Annotated in this window: 10 protein-coding genes; 4 read left to right on the forward strand and 6 right to left on the reverse strand. The window is 70.2% G+C overall.

The annotated features are described in order from the left end of the window. Positions 1-76: 76 nt before the first annotated feature. The 3 genes from AB0J40_RS41325 to AB0J40_RS41335 are packed head-to-tail and all read right to left on the reverse strand — an operon-like array spanning position 77 to position 8,491. A complete protein-coding gene (locus AB0J40_RS41325) occupies positions 77-2,884 on the reverse strand; it encodes a hypothetical protein (protein ID WP_364465005.1) in 2,808 nt (935 codons plus the stop codon). After that, positions 2,881-6,060: a tubulin-like doman-containing protein gene (locus AB0J40_RS41330; protein WP_364465007.1), complete on the reverse strand. Its 3,180-nt coding sequence runs from the start codon at positions 6,058-6,060 to the stop codon at positions 2,881-2,883. The genes AB0J40_RS41325 and AB0J40_RS41330 overlap by 4 nt, the downstream gene beginning before the upstream one ends. Positions 6,061-6,070: 10 nt before the next feature. Continuing rightward, positions 6,071-8,491 carry a vWA domain-containing protein gene (locus AB0J40_RS41335; RefSeq protein ID WP_364465009.1) on the reverse strand — a complete coding sequence of 807 codons (2,421 nt, stop codon included), beginning with the start codon at positions 8,489-8,491 and terminating at the stop codon, positions 6,071-6,073. Between the two features lie 577 nt (positions 8,492-9,068). Here AB0J40_RS41335 and AB0J40_RS41340 point away from each other — a divergent pair. Both AB0J40_RS41340 and AB0J40_RS41345 read left to right on the forward strand, forming a co-directional pair. Then, positions 9,069-13,028: an AAA family ATPase gene (locus tag AB0J40_RS41340; RefSeq protein WP_364465011.1), complete on the forward strand. Its 3,960-nt coding sequence runs from the start codon at positions 9,069-9,071 to the stop codon at positions 13,026-13,028. Then, positions 13,025-13,831 (forward strand): serine peptidase, encoded by an 807-nt coding sequence (locus AB0J40_RS41345; RefSeq protein WP_364465013.1) that lies wholly within the window; start codon positions 13,025-13,027, stop codon positions 13,829-13,831. Before AB0J40_RS41340 ends, AB0J40_RS41345 begins: the two co-directional genes overlap by 4 nt. A 76-nt stretch (positions 13,832-13,907) precedes the next feature. On the opposite strand, the gene AB0J40_RS41350 is transcribed toward AB0J40_RS41345, so the two are convergent. Together AB0J40_RS41350 and AB0J40_RS41355 are read right to left on the reverse strand one after the other, a co-directional pair. Continuing rightward, positions 13,908-14,630 (reverse strand): hypothetical protein, encoded by a 723-nt coding sequence (locus AB0J40_RS41350; protein ID WP_364465015.1) that lies wholly within the window; start codon positions 14,628-14,630, stop codon positions 13,908-13,910. Between the two features lie 58 nt (positions 14,631-14,688). Continuing rightward, positions 14,689-15,399: a hypothetical protein gene (locus AB0J40_RS41355; protein ID WP_364465017.1), complete on the reverse strand. Its 711-nt coding sequence runs from the start codon at positions 15,397-15,399 to the stop codon at positions 14,689-14,691. A 300-nt stretch (positions 15,400-15,699) separates the two neighbouring features. Here AB0J40_RS41355 and AB0J40_RS41360 point away from each other — a divergent pair, with 300 nt between their 5' ends. Continuing rightward, positions 15,700-16,041 (forward strand): hypothetical protein, encoded by a 342-nt coding sequence (locus AB0J40_RS41360; RefSeq protein WP_364465019.1) that lies wholly within the window; start codon positions 15,700-15,702, stop codon positions 16,039-16,041. Positions 16,042-16,183: 142 nt separating this feature from the next. Continuing rightward, the gene (locus AB0J40_RS41365; RefSeq protein WP_364465021.1) at positions 16,184-16,381 is read left to right on the forward strand and encodes a hypothetical protein; all 198 of its coding nucleotides are present in this window, start codon (positions 16,184-16,186) and stop codon (positions 16,379-16,381) included. A gap of 30 nt (positions 16,382-16,411) precedes the next feature. Here the strand turns inward: AB0J40_RS41365 and AB0J40_RS41370 are convergent, their stop codons facing one another. Then, entirely contained in the window at positions 16,412-16,684 is a 273-nt protein-coding gene (locus tag AB0J40_RS41370) for a DUF1883 domain-containing protein (protein ID WP_364465023.1), read from the reverse strand. Positions 16,685-16,745 lie beyond the last annotated feature (61 nt).

Genomic DNA, 16,745 nt, shown 5'->3' on the forward strand with positions numbered 1-16,745 from the left:
TTTCGGCGGCACGAAACGTCACCGCGGAGTGGACAGTTGCGAGTAGCTCGCCAGGGGGACAAGCGCCGCCAGCCGGTCAGGACGGAAGCACCAGATCTCTCTCTTCGCAGCCCTCGGAGACGTCGAGGCGGATCAACGAGAACTGGTACTGGTGATCTTCGGGATCCGCGTCCGCGCCCGAGACGACATGGACGCGGACGTGCGACGGCAGCACCTCCGGCAGGACCAGGTGGTCCACCACGCCCCAGAGGTGGGTCTGCGCCACAGTCTCCCGGTTGTCGATCCGGCCGGCGTCGCTGAACACGGTCGGAGCCAGCCGGCTCGGCACGGCGGACGTCCAGTCGGGCAGGACGTCGCTCAGGAACCGTGCCGCCGGGAGTTCCTTCACCTCGTCGTCAGCCTGGTTCCGCACGACCACGGTCGAAAACAGCCGCTCCGGAGGAAGGTCGAGCAGGGCGGTCCGGATTGACGCACGCACGTGGATCCGGGCCGGGAGTTCGTAGGCACCCGACCGGAAACCTCGCAACAGACGGTCACGGGCGTGCGCGGGCGGTTGCTCGGACTCCGGCTCCGTCTTCGTGCCGGCCTCCTTCGCAGTGCGGTCGGCACGGGGTTTCGGTTGGTCGCTCTCCTCGGACGGCGCCGAGTCGTCGGCGTCGTCCGGTTCGGTGTGGTCTTCCGGCCGGAAGGGACCCGGCGAGTGGTCCGGTGAATTCGCGGCGGTGGCGGTGAAGGGCTCATCCCGCCCCGGCACCAGCGCGTCGAGGACGATGCCGTACAGGTCGGAGATCCAGCCGGGGGAGAAAACGTCGTCGACCACTTCGGCCGCGAGGTCGTCGAACTCGGCCTCGGACGACTCCGCACGGCCGGCCTTGAACGCCTCCGGACGCCGGGGACCTTGGTCCTCGTCCTCGGCGGAGACTTCGCCGACGGCACCGAAAGGCCGGTGCAGCAGATATCCGATGACTTCGCCCCAGTCCAGCAGGATCTCGTAGAGTCCGCCCAGGCGCTGCACCTCTGTCGGCCACTCCCGGACCGCCGCGACGGTGAGCCGCCGTCGTGCCTCGATGTGCTCGATCTCCTGCTCGATTTCGGTCGCTTCGGCCGCCACGACGGAGAGCACGCACATCCCGGCCACGAAACCGGCCGTACCGCCCGCCGCGGCGAGGAGGCCGGTCACGGCCCAGGAGGACGAACCGGTCAGGAAGAAGGTCGTCGACCAGCCCGCCACCGCCAGCACCATGGCGATGATGATTCCGACGTACCGCCAAAGCCGGTCCCGGATGGCGTCGAGCCGCGCCAGCATCGTCGCGTACTCTTCCTCCTCCCGCAGATAGTCACGCCGGCGGTTCTTCAACGCCACGCGCGCCAGCTCCACCTGCTCGCTGACGTGCCGCACGAGCCTGCCGACGAGGGAATCGTCGCACTTCGTCCGCTCTTCCCAGTCGTCGAGGCGTTTCCGGCACTCGGCGAGCACGACCTTGTCCGCCCTGGCCAAGTTCGTGGCGCCCTCGTCGGTCAGCCTGCCCAGGTCGGCCTCCAAGCGGGCCGCCGCACAGGTGTCACCGGGCCGGATGGGACGCGCCGGAAGCCCGTACTCGTGCAGGATTTCCCGTTCCCCGGGCTCGAACGAGAAGATCGCGTCGGGGTTGGCGGCGATCGCTCCGGGGTCCCGCACCGTCGGTGCCAGGCTTCCCCACTCTTCCCGCAGTTCGGCGGGCAGCCGCCCCTCGTCGACCAGTCCGAGGCAGACCTGCCGCAACGGCGGCCAGAGGTAGGGGTACACCGGGGGCACGGCCGGCATCAGCGGGCCGGCCTCCTGGTTCATCGCCGGCGCCGTCGCGGCCACTTCCCGCAGCTCTTCGGGAGTCATCCACACCGACCTGCCGGTCAGCTTTTCCGGTGCCTGGTCACGCAGCCAGTCCTCGGCGGCGCGGTCCAGGTGCGGGACGGTGCCGCGCTGCCACTCCACGAGCTTGAGGTGGGTCAAGTGCAGGAAGAACCGCACCAGCATACGCAGTGTCTTGGGCAGGATGCGCCGCGCGGGCCGCTGCGGCCGGCGAGGGGGCTCGCGGTAGGAAAGGACCTTGTCTTCGATCTGGCAGAACCGGGCCGCGACGAGCTCGACCAGCCGGTCGTCGTCGAACACCCGGTTCGGCTCTTCGGACCGGTACTTCCGCAGGGACGCCGCGCCATCCGCCAGGAGCCGATTGACGATCTTGTCGGGGAGCGACCGGCCGTCGATGGCTCGCCCGATGGCTCTCGCGACGACGATCGCGCCACGCCGTCCGCCGCGTAGTCCGTCCAAGCGGTCGAACGCGCCGGTGCCCGCCGCCCGCCAGAGCGCCCCCACCGTGGCGCAGGCGAAGGCGCAGTGCGCGTCGAACACGTCGCCGCGGTCGAGCCCGTGGTCGATGGCTCCTTCGTGCGGCCGGTCCTCCGGAGAGACCACCACGTTCAGCTCGCAGTCGGACTCGTAGAGGCTTTTCGCCGTGATGTCACCGCTGTCCGGGATCAGCAGGTTGATCCGTTGCAGCACGGTGGTCTGGGCGAGCATTCCGTCCAGCTGCCGCGCGAAGTCCCACAAGCGCCGGACGAACTCGCCCTGCCCGCTCGTGTCGTCCCTGACCGGCTGCACGGCCAGCACGCGGACCAGCTTCACGGCGACGTCGCCGAACACCTCGCGCAGGGGCAGCTCCTGAACGCCGTCGGCTTCGACGAGCAGGACCGGCATCCCCATCACCGTGGTCGTCTCGTCCATCCGGGCCGGGTCGACCCAGATCGACGGACCGAGCAATCCCCGTGCGGTCCACGCGGCGATGGAGGCGCGGATCTTTTCGGGATCGGCGGCCGCGATGACCGTGAAGTTCTCCTCGCCCGTCAAGACAGCGTCTCCAGCTTCGTGCGGAGGACCGCCACCGCGTCCAGGATGTCGGCGCGGAGGTCCCAGATCCGGTCCGCGCCGGCCGGCGGCTGCGACGGCAAGCGCTGTTCGGCTTTCCGCACGATGTCTTCGAGCCGGTCGCGTACCGCTTCGTCCTTGAGGAGCTGGTCCGCCATGCCGTCGACCTCGAGCAGGTGGCGGTAGGCGCGGATCGTGCCCGAATCCTCGCCGGCCTGCTCGATGAGCAGCAGGGGCAGCGATTCGAGCGCCGCGGCCATGGTGTCGAAGACGTCTTCGACGTGCGGCATCACCCCGATGAGCGGGAACTGCTGCGTCGCGGACAGGGGTGTGGTGACCTCCAGGTACTGGCCACCTTCGGCGAGGCTGAGCTCACTCGCCGCGAAGAGCACCAGCCACCCGCGCACCATCTGCTGCCTGATGTCGTTCGGCAGCGGGACCGCCCGGGGCAACGGCCTCGCCCGCCGCCACCGGTTGAAGGCCGCTCGCCGGTCGGCGTGCCCGCGCTTCTCGTGCCAATCCGACCGGATCGGCCGGGTGAGGGAGTTGAACGCGACCGGATGACAGGGGACGTTGAGGAACGTCGTGAACTCGATCTCGCTGGATCCGGCGGCGCTGAACTGCGACCGGACCTTCTCCTCGCTGAGGCCGGTGTGCTGCAGCAGCACCTCGGTAGCGCGGTGGTAGGCCACCGACTCCGGCTCGAGCGGGATCGGGCTGATCAGCGGCTGGAACTCGGTACCGGTCCCCGAATGGAGGTTCAGGTACGCGGCGTCCATCCGCACCAGCGGAGACGAGGCTTCGATGGCCTGCTCCAGTTGGGCGGTGAAGCGGTTGAGCCGTTCCTGTTGCTCCAGCGTGGGTTGGAGCCCGCCCAGCGCTTCGCCGAGTGTCTGCTGGAGGTAAGTCGTGAACCCGTCCGCCTGCGCGAGCCAGGCCGTGGCCCGGCGCAGGAGGTCGTCGGCGGTCACGTTGAGCCGGAAGTTCGCGGCCTGGGCGACTCTTGCCCGGTCGCTCCAATCGCGAACCGCGGCGGGCTGCCAGGTGCCGGGCTGCTCGAACAGGCGGACCTGGCTGCCCTGGTACTCGACGTCGTCGGTCAGGATCGCCCGGATCGCCTCGGCGACCGCGTCCGTGATCCCGGCATCTTCGCTGTGCAGCGCCTTGCCCATGAGCTCGGCGAACTTGGCGGGGTAGTCGTCCACGTAGTCCACGACGAACTGGGTGCTTCCCGGACGCAGTTCCAGCGGAACGGGGTAGGCCGGTCCCTGCGGCCATCGGCTGACCGCCGACGGCTTGTCGCCTGCCGAAAGCGCGTCACGCCGCAGTGCTTGCAGCCCGCGCTCGAGTTCGGTGAGCAGCGGTCGCAGGAGATTGTCCGAGAAGTCGGCGAGCAGCCGCGCGCACAGTCTGCGGACTTCGGCGTCCCAGTTGCGGCCGAACGCCGCTTCGACACCGTTTTCGACCGCGAAGGAGACGCGTTCGTGTTCCGCGGGGAACAGCCGCTTGCGCCTCAGGATCCCGCCCGGCTCCGGCCCGAGGCCGGCGGCGACCTCACGACCGAAGCTGCGGCCGAACTCGTCGTCCTGCAGCGCACCAGCGTCCAGCGCGGGCACTTCTTCCTGTTTCAGGAAGTCGATCACCGCGCGGACCAAGCGGAGCGTGACGACCAGGCCGTCCGCGGCGACGGACCGCCGCAGTTCCCGGTGAACCGTGTCCCGGACCCCCTTCAGCCACAGCTCCGCACGATCCCGCGTCTCGGCGCGGCGAGCGTCGAGGAACCCCTTCCGGCTTTCGGCTATCGCCGAGGCAAGCAACCGGTTCCAGTCGCTGATCGAGCGGGGCGCCCGGCCGATCAGGTCGATGACCGACTCTCGCGCCGTGGCCAGCACCCGGTCCCGGTCGCGGCAGAACAAGGCGAAGAGGCTGTCCTCCGGCTGTGCGGCCAAGCCGAGGAGCGCGTCCGTGAACTTCTGCCTCCGCTCGCGCACGACGGTGTCGACGTCGTGTCCCGGACCGGTCTCGTCGGCCGGAGCCCCGGTCGCACCGTGCAGCAAGCGCTCCGCGGTCGCTCTCGCCAGGCACTGGGCCGCGTATCGGCCGAAGAGGTCGCGCCCGAGGCCGACGCTCGCGTAGCCGAGCGACGAAAGCGGCATGTCGACCGGCTTGGGGATCAGCCCGAGAGGATCGGGCCGGTCCGCACCCTGCTGCCAGTTGCTTTGGACGTAGGACGAGAACTGCTTCTGGATGGCCGGGCTGGTGGCCCAGGCCGCGACGGTCCGCGCCACGACCCCGAACACGTCCTGCTGGTCGGTGAAGGTCAGCACGCCGTTGGTCGTCCCGACGAGGAACGAGTAAGCCGGGCCGCTCCGGCGCATGTCCCGGAAGACCGCGCCGGCCTCCTCGTGCACCGGATCCGCGCCGACGTGCCCGAACCAGTGCCCGGCCAGCATCTCGGACACCGCCGCGAGCGCGTTCGCCTGCACGCCACGCCTCAGATCGTCACGCAGCCCGTCGAAGACGTCCGGCGCGTACAGCACGGAAACCGAGTTGCTCGTCCAGGTCCGGTCGAGACCGCGCAGCAGGTCGCACACGTCCAGGAAGATCCCGGAGCCGGTTCCACCGGCCAATGACGAGAACACGATCACGACGGGGTTCGGCGCCCGGCCGCCGGACGACTCGCCCGACAGTGCGAAGTCCAGCTCGGCGAGGTCGGCTTGGGACCTGCCGTGCTCGACCCGTTCGACCGCCTCCCGCACCTTCACGTTGATGTCCGACATCTTCGCGACGGCGATCGCCCGGCCGATCGCCCGGAACTGCCCGGCCCCCTCCTCGATCGCCACGTGCACGAGATCGGGATCGGGCCGCCAGCCCACGCACGCCGCGTGCACGCGCGGGGGTTGCCGGTCCATGTACCGGGCGACGGTCTGGTAGTTCACGTTGCGGCCGGCGAGCCCGTAGTAAGCGCCCCTCGGCAACGCCGGGAGCACGTCGTCGTGCTCCTCCGTCGTGCGGCTGTCGATGTGCAGGAACTGCCAGCCCGCGGGCATCCGCGAATAGCCGGCGCGGTGCACCCGCCGCTCCAGCTCACGGTAGAGGTGACGCAGCGTGTCACCACCGGACCCACCGACACCGATGAACAGAAATGGTTGCAGCACAGCGTTCTCCTCAGATGTGGGTGGGGTCCGTGACTTCCGGCGCGGCGGTGGCCAGCCGCGCCGCGGCGTCGTGCACCGCCTGGCGGAACCGCTCGACGGCCTCACCGACGAACGGTTCGAGGTTCTGGACGTGGACCACCGTCGCGTCGAATCCCGAAGCGTGCGGTTCTTCCGCCACCACGACGACGGTCCCGGGAAGGTAGGTCGGCAACCCGGTGAGCACGGGCGCCGGCCCGGCGGCCGGCGTCGCGAGCAGCGGACCGTCCGCGCTCACCTGCGTCGTCGGTGGCGCGAACGGCCGGCGCGGGGAAAACCGGGCGCGGAACGTCAAGCGGTCCACCGCCAATCGCCACCGCGGTGCCCGGCCAGGTGGCCGCGCCAGCGCATCCGTGGCCCAGTCGGAGCCGGCGTGGCCGGCCGTGATGTGGACGTCGCCACCCCGCGGCCGCACCCTGATCCGCAGGGTGCGGACGCGGATGTCCCGCGCTCTGTCGAACCTGGTGAAGCCCAGCCAGTTGACGAGCAGGAACAACAACAGGGGCGACAGGGTGGCCGCGAGGACCCCGGCGACCGACCAGATCAGCTTCTCGCGGTCGGTCACCTCGACCATCGTGAACGACACCGGGATCGTGTAGGGCACCGCCGCTTGACCGTCCTTCGCGACCATCAGCGGTACGGATCCGGTGGCCGTCCCGGTCCAGCTGTGCTCGACAGTGAACCGCACCGTCAGTTTTCCCGGCGCTCCCGGCCGCACCGGGACGCAACTGCCCGGGCCGCGGGCCTCCGGGTGGTTCGTGGTGGACGCGACGGTGGCGGGCATCGGGTTCAGTTCCGCGTCGCCGGCGAGCCAGAAGCAGCCGGTTCCCTCTTTGGCTTCGACGGTGATGGTGCCGTCGGTGGTGCCGTGCCCGTGTACCGACGGCAGGCCGGTGAGCCCGGTCGGCTTGAGCAGCAACGGCGCGTCCACCGGGACCCGCTCGATCAGCACCGGCGGGCTCAGCTCGATCCCCGACGAAGTCCGCAGGACGAGCCGGACCTTGAGCACGACCTCCGCCGAGCGCCAGGAATCGGGTGGGTTCAAGGAGAACTGCGCGATGTCCGGCCGCCCGGGTTGCTGCGAGACGGCCGCCTGCAGTTCTTGGTCTCCGTCGGAAACGGTTGCCGTGAAAGCAGGAGCCAGCCGGGCCAGATCGCCCGGATTCGCGGAGTCCGGTGCGGCGGCGATCTTCGCGCCGAACCGCCATGGTTCGCCGCGGACGAAGTGCGGGACGCCGGCCAGCCGGACGTCCAAGCTCCCGTAGACGTAAAGCCGGCCGTCCGCGGTTCCGCCCGGAGCGACCACCTGCCAGGCGCCGGCCCACTCGCCGACCGCGCCACCCGGGAGCTGTCCGTCGATCCGCAGGGTACGACCGTCGAACCACTGCCAGGACAGCATCGCTCCCGAAACCCGCCGCGGCTGCGCTGAGCCCGGCTTCGTCAGCAGCGTCGAGGATCCGTCGGGCGCCACGAGGGAAACCTCTCCGACCTCCCCCGCGGTTTGCACGACGACGTAGAAGCGGCTCATCGCCGAGTCCACTGTGAAAGCGCAAGGCTTGCCGTGGCCGTCACAGAGAACACCCGGTGCCGGCTGGTCGAGGATCTCGAAGATCTTGTAGATCAGGGTGTTCTCGTCCGCGGACAGGAAGCGGCTGCCGCCCGCGCTCGCGCGGGTGCCGCACCCGGGCAGCTCGCCGGTGATTTCGCGAAGGAAATCCTGCTCGCCCGCCAGGATCTGGCCGGTCAGCGAAACCGTCAGCAACGCTGCTCCGGTGGCCCGGAGGCGGTCCACGACCCCGTCCGGGCGGCAGAGCTCGCCCACGGCTTCCTCGGTGGCCGCCTTCGACGTGTTCGTGCCGTCCGGCTGGTTCTTGCCGTCGGTGAACCAGAGCAGGGCCTGGCAGGGCTTTTCGCCACCCGACGAGGTCGCGGCGGCGGCCTGTTCCGTCAGCCGCCGTTCGGCACCCTGCAAAGCGGCGACGTAGTCGGTCGCCTTCCCGTCCTGGCGGTGGCCCACCGTCTCGACTTCCGTCACAACCTGCGCCGGAGCGTCTCGGAGGTTCAGCCAGCGGCTGTCGTCGAGGTCCCCCGCGAACCCCGCCACGGTCACCTCGACGACGGCATCCGAACCGAACCCACCCGAATCCAGCTGGCGCGTCAGCCCGTCGACCGCGAGCCGCGCGGCGGTGACCCGCTTGAAGGTCGGGTCGGTGTCTTCGAGGCTTTCCGAAGTGTCCATCAGGAGCATCAGGTCCAGCCGATGACGTGACCTGACGCAGCCGGCCACATCCGCTTGGCTCGCGACGTCCGATGCGGGCGGCGGCGCCGCGGCGCCGGCCACGAACACCGGGCAGGCGAGGAGGGCGGAGAGCAGCACGACGATGACGCGTTTCATGACGCCCACCAATGGGCGAACAACCAAGCGTGACAGCCGCCGAAACCCACACCGACGGCGGTGAGCACCGCCAACAGCGTTCCCCGGTGGACCGCCACGACGTAATTCGGCAGCCGCCGCCGCACCCGGTCTTGCAGCCGGTAACCGATCTGGCAGCAAATGGGGAGTATTGCACCACAAAGCCAGCCGACGAGGTGAATATCGGCCGGTCCACCCACCCACCTCGGAAACCACAACAATGCCGCGGACGCGGTCACAGCCAGCCCGTCCACGACAAAAGGCCAGATCGGCGGGCCGACATCGCTCGCGAATCTCTGCTGAGCTGCACTCGTCACTCGACTCCCCCGCTGTGATCATCCGAAAATAGGCGGACCGGCACTGATCGCGACGCGATCTTCACCGTTGCCGCGCTCCGAGACGGCCTGGTTGTCGACAGATGGCGCCGCTTCGTTACAAGCCGGATCGGCAACTACACCGAAGGTGTGAGCACCTTCGTCGGCGGTAACGAGAACTCCGCCCAGCTCGACAACCCTCCGTCGTGTCGGCAAGGCAAACGGTCCCAAGTGGAGGGTGGCTCATGGGTAAGCGAACCGCGGCCCTCGTCGACATCACCGATTTCGACGATCTGTACGACGAAGACGGCGAGCCCGATCCGGCCCAGCCGTCCGCGCTGCCGTTCAGCTCCCAAGTCGACGATCTGGCCGGCGTGCTCACCGATTTCGAGTACCTGATCGACCGTCCGACCAGGACCGGCAATGCCCGGTTCGGGGCCGCCGATTTGACGGCCTACGTGCGAAAAGTGATCGATGACCACGAAACGGGAGACGTGGTCATCATCTATGTGATGACTCACGGCCGGCCACTCGACGAGGCGCGTTCCCTTCGCGTTCTGGGCACCGACGGCGAGCAGGGCGAAGTGGCCGACGTGGCGGAATGGTTGCTGCGCGGCCTGGCCCGGAAAAACGGACCCCACATCCTGTTCCTGCTCGACATCTGCTATTCGGGCGTCGCGGTGGACGTGCAGTCGTATTTCGACCGGGGCCGGAGCGACCACATCTGGGTGATCGCCGGCAGCGAAGCGGACGCGCCGGCGTACGACGCCCGGTTCACGCGAGCCATCACCGAGGTCCTGCGCCGGATCCACAACCGCGACGACCTCCTCGGCGCGCGGTCCGATCAGCAGTACATCTCCCTGAACGGCTTCGCGCTGCAGGTGGGTGTCGAGGTCGCGGGGTCCGGTACGGAACCGCAGCAGGTCATCGGCACCCGCAAGCCGGTCACCTTTGACTTTTCCCAGTTGCCCTTCTTCGAGAATCCCGGCTTCACCAGGATCGAACGCCCCGGCAGGGACACCGAAAAAGTGCCGGCGTTGCGTGCCTTCGACCAGCGCGAGGCGGAACACTTCCTCCGCTCCGCCGGCTGCGGGCCGCACGGGAGCGACTTCGCCGGCCGCACCGAGCAGCTGGCGAAACTCGGCACGTGGACGCGGTCGGAATCCGGTCGCCTGATGGTGGTGACCGGCCGTGCGGGGTCGGGGAAGTCGGCGCTGCTCGGCGCCCTGGTCGGCCTGACCCATCCGGAACTCGCCGAACACGCGAGGCCACTGCTGGCCCACGTGGCCGGCCCGGCGACCCAGGTCGTGCGGGATCTCGCCGCGGTCCACGGCCGGCATCGCGACGTCCGCGGGTTCGTCGACTCGATCGGGTCCCAGCTGTTCGCCCGCCACGAAGTCCGGACACCGCAGGTGTTGCTGTCCAGGGTGCGCCGCAGACCGGCGCCCGCCGTGATCGTCGTCGACGCGATGGACGAGGCCGTGGAACCGGCGACCGTCTGGTCGGAACTGCTGGGCCCGCTGCTCGCCACCGGGAACTGCCGGATCGCCGTCGCCCTCCGGCCGGGCGCTCTCCGTGAACTGCCGGCTCTTGACCTGCCGGAACCCGTCGTCGTCGATCTGGACGAAGTCGCCCCCACCACACTGAGACGCGAGTTGCAGACCTTCGCCGAATCGCTTCTGCTGCATTCGAAGTACGCCGGGGAGCACACCGCTTCGCGCGGAGCCTTCGCCACCATGCTGGCGCGGGCCCTGACGAACTCGGCCGTGCCTCCCCAATGGGGCGAGTTCCTCATCGCGAGGCTGTACGTCCGGCACGTGATCGACCACGACCTGCTTCCCCCCGGCGAAGCGGCGGCAGGCGCGCTCGGTGCCACCGTGCCGAGGTCCTTGCAGGGCGTCTTCGAGCTGGACATGAAACTTCGGGGTGACCGGGACGACGCGTTGCCCGTGCTCGCCGCCGTCGCTCACGCCCGCGGCTACGGCATCCCCGCCGAGCTCATCCCGCGGCTGGCGGCGATCTTCGACCGGTCCGAAACTCCGGCGAAACCGCAGGACGTCGCCGCCGTCCTCGAGTCGCTCACGATGTACCTGACGATCATCCCCGATGAGTCGGGGGTCGCGCTGTACCAGCTCTTCCACTCGGAACTCGGTGAGTATGTCCGCGAGCTGCCGGGGCTGACGGGGAGCGACGCCGCCGGCATCCACGACGTCCTCGTGTCGACGGCCGTCACCGCCGACGGGCGCCGGAACTGGTCGGACGCTCCGCCGTACGCGCGGCGGCACGTCTTCGACCATGCCCGGTCGGACGAGCAGCGAAGGGCGGTCCTGAGCGACCCCGAGTACGTGCTGTGCCCGGCACCGGAGCCGGTGACCGCGATGCGGGAGCTGGCCGGCGATCCGGTTTCGGGCCCACTGGCCACGGCCGCGATCGCCGTGGCCGAGGAGAACGAGCAGCTCGGCACGGCCATGACCGAATCGGCCCGCATCGCGGTCCTGGCGCTGGCGGCGACCCGGCTCGGTGCCGCCCCGCTCGCCCGTGCGTTGGCCGGCAAGCTCGGCAACTCGTGCTACCCGATCCTGTCCGTCCCGCTGACCCACCAAGCGGCCGTCCCGCGGCCGAGCCCGGCGCACTCGGTCCTGATCGGCATCGACGGATCACGCGACATCACGTTCCACCCCGCTACCGCGACGGCTCCGTCGATGCCGGTGATCCGGGCGCCGGAGAGGGTCACCGCGCTCGCCGTCCTCCGGTCCGAGGGCCGTGCCGAGCTGCTGGTCGGTTGCGCCGACGGCACGGCCAGGGTGCTCGACCAGGAAGCACCCGGCCGGCAGCGGCTGGTCCTGGCCGGGCACGACGGTGCGGTCCGCGCCGTCGCGGTGGGCCGCCGGCGCGCGGACACCGTGCTCCTGACCGCCGACGACCACGCTCTTCACCTCTGGGACGCCGATACCGGCCGACGGCTCAAGAGCTGGCCGTGGCACGACCGCGGCATCCGCGGCTTGGAGCCCGCCACGCTCCCGGACGGGACCGGTGGGGTCGTCGTGCGGTCGCGAAGATGGCTGTCGGTCTTCGACCTCACCCGCGAAACCAGTCATCGGGTCTTCCCGCTCGGCGACGGCGACTGCGCGACCGGCTTCCTGGACGACCGGCCGATCGCGGCCCACTGGGCCGAAACCGGCACGCTCACCGTGGTCGACATCGGTACCCGCAACCCACTCGTCACGAGAGCCGGCCCCGCCCGGGTGGTGCGTGCGTCGACGGCGGTGGCGGCCACGGCCCCGTCGGTCTTCGTAACGGGTGATCGCGCCGGTCACCTGTGGGTCTGGCCGCCGGCCGGCGATCGGGGGCGGGAGTGGGAAATGGCCCGGTTGCCCGGCGAGGTGACCGCGCTGACTTCGTACCTGCACGACGGCCGGCCGATCGTGGCCGCGGCCACCGAGCTGGGCGCGGTGGGCCTCTGGGAGTTCCCGTCGGCGAGCCCGGTGCGGAACTGGTCGGCGCGCAGCGCGGTCCGGGCGTTCGCCGCCGCGGCGGCCGCACCCGAGAGGTCTCCGGACGAACGGGTCCCGCTGTTCGCGGCCGGCCCCGGCTTCGGCGGCGTGGTGCTCGTGGTCCGCGCCGACGACCACGCTCTGGAGATCCGGCACGTCACCCCGGACGGGCAGGTCGGCGTGAAGACCGTCCACGCCGCGGGACGACGAGTGCGGACCACGTCGGTGCGCTCCTGGGACGGCTGGGCGGTCGTCCAGGCCACCGACGACAACGGCCGCGAAGAGCTCTGGCACCCGTTGACCGGCGATCCTCTGGCGCCGGCCGAGGTGGGGTGCCCGGGGAGGCAGGATTCCCGTCAGGCCAACGAGTTCTTCACCGTCGTCGCGGCCGGCCGGGTCCACTTGCGGGGAAACGACGATGGCACGGTGTGCAAGCGGGTCGTGACCGGGCACGGCGTGGAGGAGCAGGTCGTCCACGCCCACACCGGACGCGTGACCACGGTTTCGCTGCTGAACGGAGAAGTCGTCACCTTCGGCGAGGACGGCGTCGTCCGCTTCTGGCACTTCGACTCGCTCGAGCCTGCCGGCTCGCTCGAACTTCCCGGCGCGGTCGGTGCCACGACCGTCATTTCCCGGTTCGTGGTCGTGGAGACGAAGGACGAAGTAGCGGTTTTCGAACGCGTACGAAACCTCGAGGAGATCGACCAGTGACGAAGATCGTCGGCGTGCACGGTGTCGGAAACCACCGGCCTGCCCTGACTCCGCCCGAAGCGGCCGGACAGCTGGCCCGGATCTGGTCCGCACGGCTCGCGCCGGACGTCGACCTGGAAATGGCCTACTACGCACACCACTTGCGCGGCTCGGTGGCCCACAGCGGCTCCGACCTACCGGAATCGCTGGACGAAGAGGCGTTGGAGATGCTTCTGAGCTGGGCACGCGCGCTCGAGACCGAACCGGCCGGCGTCGAGCACGGGTGGGTGACCGCGCCGGCCCGGCACCTGATCGCGCGGATGACCGGCCGCCCGTTCACGCGCCTGCCCCAGCAGCTGTTCATCCTTCTGTTCCTCAAGGAGGTCCAGTTCTACCTCGGACGCCGGTACCGGCAACGACGGATCGACGCACGCGAGCAGGTGGCCACCGTGATCAAGAAGCACCAGCCCTCGGTGGTGCTCGCGCACTCACTGGGGTCGGTCGTGGCCTACGAAGCTCTCTGCGCGGATCCGGAGCTGAAGATCGACCTGCTGGTCACGCTCGGCTCTCCGTTGGCCCTGCCGTACACGGTGCTGCACCGGCTCGAACCGGGCCTGCCCGCGGACGGTGGGCTGATGCCGCGTCCCCCGGGCGTCGGCCGCTGGGTCAACCTCGCCGACCCCGGGGACCTGTGCGCCGTTCCGCCCTGGCTGAGCACTCGGTTCCCGGTGGACATCGATCGCCAGACCACGATCGGTACCTTCGCGTTCCACAAGGTGGCCAGGTACCTCGACTGCGTCGACCTCGAGGAGCTGCTGTCGTGAGTCTCGAGGCACAGCGGCGTCTTTCACGCGTCAGGGCCGGAAGCGCGTGCGCTTCCGGCCCTGAGACGGGGGTGGGCTACTTGCCCAGCAGCTTGGTCACCGACTTGAGGGTTGCCGGGGTCTGCTGGGTCACCGGGGACGTGACCGCGCCCGTGTTGTAGCGGCCGCCCTGGTTCAGCGGGGTGCTGCCGGCCAGCTTGGTCAGCCCGGTGAGCGAGGCCAGCTGGGTCACGTCGGACGCCCCACCCAGCGCCGGCACCTGCGTCGGGAGGAGTCCGGTGGCGCTCGGCAGCAGCGTGCCCAGCAGCGGGAGCCCCGCCGCGGGCGCGTCCGCGCGTCGGCTGTCGGACGTGCTCAGACCGGTGACCCGGGTGCCCGCGGTCGGGTTGAGGGGCTGCGTGGTGACGGTCCCGTGCAGCGGGAGCCCGCCCTCGAGCGGCAGGGTGGTCCGGTCCGGCGTCGTGTCCGGCGTCGTGTCGGCCGTCGCCGTCAGCGGGAGCGCGATCGGCAGGACCGGCACCTCGGTGGCCGTCAGCTCGCTGCCCAGCGGTGCGTTGAGGTCGTGTTCGGGCAGCTCGCCGGTGACCTCGGTGCTCGGCGCCACCTCCTGCTGGAACAGGTGGACGGGCACCGTGTGCAGCAGCGGCGCGGGCGCGGGAGCTTCGGTGGCCGGGGTGGCCTGCTGTGCGGCCGCGGGCAGCGTGTCGACGTCGGCCGCGGAAGCGCCGCCGGCGCCCACCAGCAGCAGGCCGCCGCTGACCAGTGCGACCTGAAGGGTCCGCTTCATCTGAATGCGCATGACAAATACTCCTTGAACAAGAAAAGGGGGAAATGAGTTCGGAAGATCGGAGCGCGCGTCAGTCCGGCGTGACGCCGGGCTGGATTTCCGCCGACGCCACGGTTGCGCGCAACACGCCGTGCCGGCGGTGCGACGCCTGCGGGTGCACCGCGGCCGTTTCCCGGATCGCGTCAGCGAAATTTCGGCCGTGGCCGGCGGTGAAACCCGCACTGGCCGGCCCCACGCAGGACAGCAGCGACGATTGCCCGCCGGTTCCGCCTTCACCGTGCTCGGCCCCGTGGTGGTCGGCGTGCAGCCGGCTCGCCGCGTGGACCGGGATCGGCCGGGAAACGGCCCGTTCCCGCGGGCCGCTGCTCGCCGGCGCGCGCGTAACGTCGTCCGCCCGGGCGGCGTCGGGGCCGGCGGCGGGCTTTTCGACGTGGCCGCGCGGGCTGTCGGCCGGCGGCGCCGGCGTCGCCACGGCGGTGCGCCCGACCTCGGTGACGGTGGCCGGAACCGAAGCCACCACGCGGGTCGCGAGCCGGGCGGTGTGCGCGGCTGCTCCAGACAGGCCGCGCACCTCACCCAGGACGGGCGCGGCCGCCTGCCGCACCGCGGGAACGGAGCCGACGGACGTCACGACACCCGGGACGGCCGACGCGATCGGCCCGTCCGTGACCTCGGTGACGGTGCTGGCCGACGCCGTGGCCGTCAGCCACGCGATCACGCAGGCCGCGGCGGCGCCCCCGAGCACGACCAGCGCGCGCACGAGGATCCGGCCGGCATTCACCGTGCCGCCTCTCCGCGTCCCACTCGTCACGATCGCGATCCCGCCTGTTCACCGACTCGTCCGCCATTGGCGATCAATCGCGTTCCACCATAACCAAGTGCCATTCGCCACTTCCGCGTTACCCCCCATTAAGCACGGCGCCGACCAGCGCAAACTCGCCCGATCCAGCGACAAGGTCATGGAATTTCGCCGGTTTTCCGGAACACGATCGAGGGGTCCGCGCATGAATCGCGACCGCGGTGTGCACCCTCCGCACCGACAACGCTTTCCCCCTTCCATTCCCATCCGAGGAGATCCTCCATGATCAAGAAGATCGGCCTGCTCACCGCCGCCCTCGCCGCCGGCGCGTTCCTCACCGGCGGGATCGCTTCCGCCGACACCCCCGGCTACGGCGGCGACGAGTTCGGCGAGGCCGGCCTGGTGAACCTCCACAACACCAACGTCCTGCACAACCTCAACGTGACGCCGGGCGTCTGCGGCAACAACGTCAACGTCCTCGGCGTCCAGGTCCCGATCCAGGACTCGCTCAACGGCATCGGCGTGCCGATCCTGTCGCCGGGCGACCACGAGGCGAGCGGCGAGAACCCGGGCAACTGCGCCGCCGGCGAGATCGCCGACGGCGGCACCAGCCAGAGCGACTGACCCCCGGCTTGGGGGCGGGCACCGAGGGCGCCCGCCCCCAGCGGGTGTCACCCGAGACGGTGCCATCGGCGGCGAATCCGTTCCGCGCCCGGTTTACGGGGCACTCCCCGGCGGAAACCGGCTCTAGGACAGGAGAATCGCCATGCGACGCATCACTGCCACGATCGGTGCCTTGGCCCTCGCCACCGGAGTCCTCCTCGGAGCGACCGAAACCGCCTCAGCGCAGGCGGAACCCGCACCGGGAGCGCGCTGCATCGGCAGCTCGCTCGCGATGTGGGCCACGACGGCCCTCTGCGTGGTCCCGCGCGAGTACCCCATCCTCATCGTCCCGGGCACCTGACGCCCGACCGGCCGGCGGACGGGCCGCAGATCACGCGACGATCGTGATCTCGGCCCGGAACCGCCGCGCGTTGAGCCCTTCGGTATCCACGGCGACGTACCAATGCCCATCGAGGGGCACGGTGATGTCGAAGGGCCGTTGCGTGGCCACCCCACCGATCATCCGGTAAGCAATTCTCTTCTTGTACGCGGCGAGGTTCGTTTCCGTCATGAGCCGCACATTCGCCATGACGTCGAGTTCGACCCGCACGACGGTAGCCCTCGTGAGCCAGCCGAGGTCGAACACCGTTGCGTCAGCAGCCATCGCGACCCCCGGGGAGACGAATTCTCTCCTCCGCTCGGCTTTTTCAACCGGAGGCTGGGCA

The organism is Amycolatopsis sp. NPDC049691 (genome assembly GCF_040675005.1).
GTDB lineage: Bacteria > Actinomycetota > Actinomycetes > Mycobacteriales > Pseudonocardiaceae > Amycolatopsis.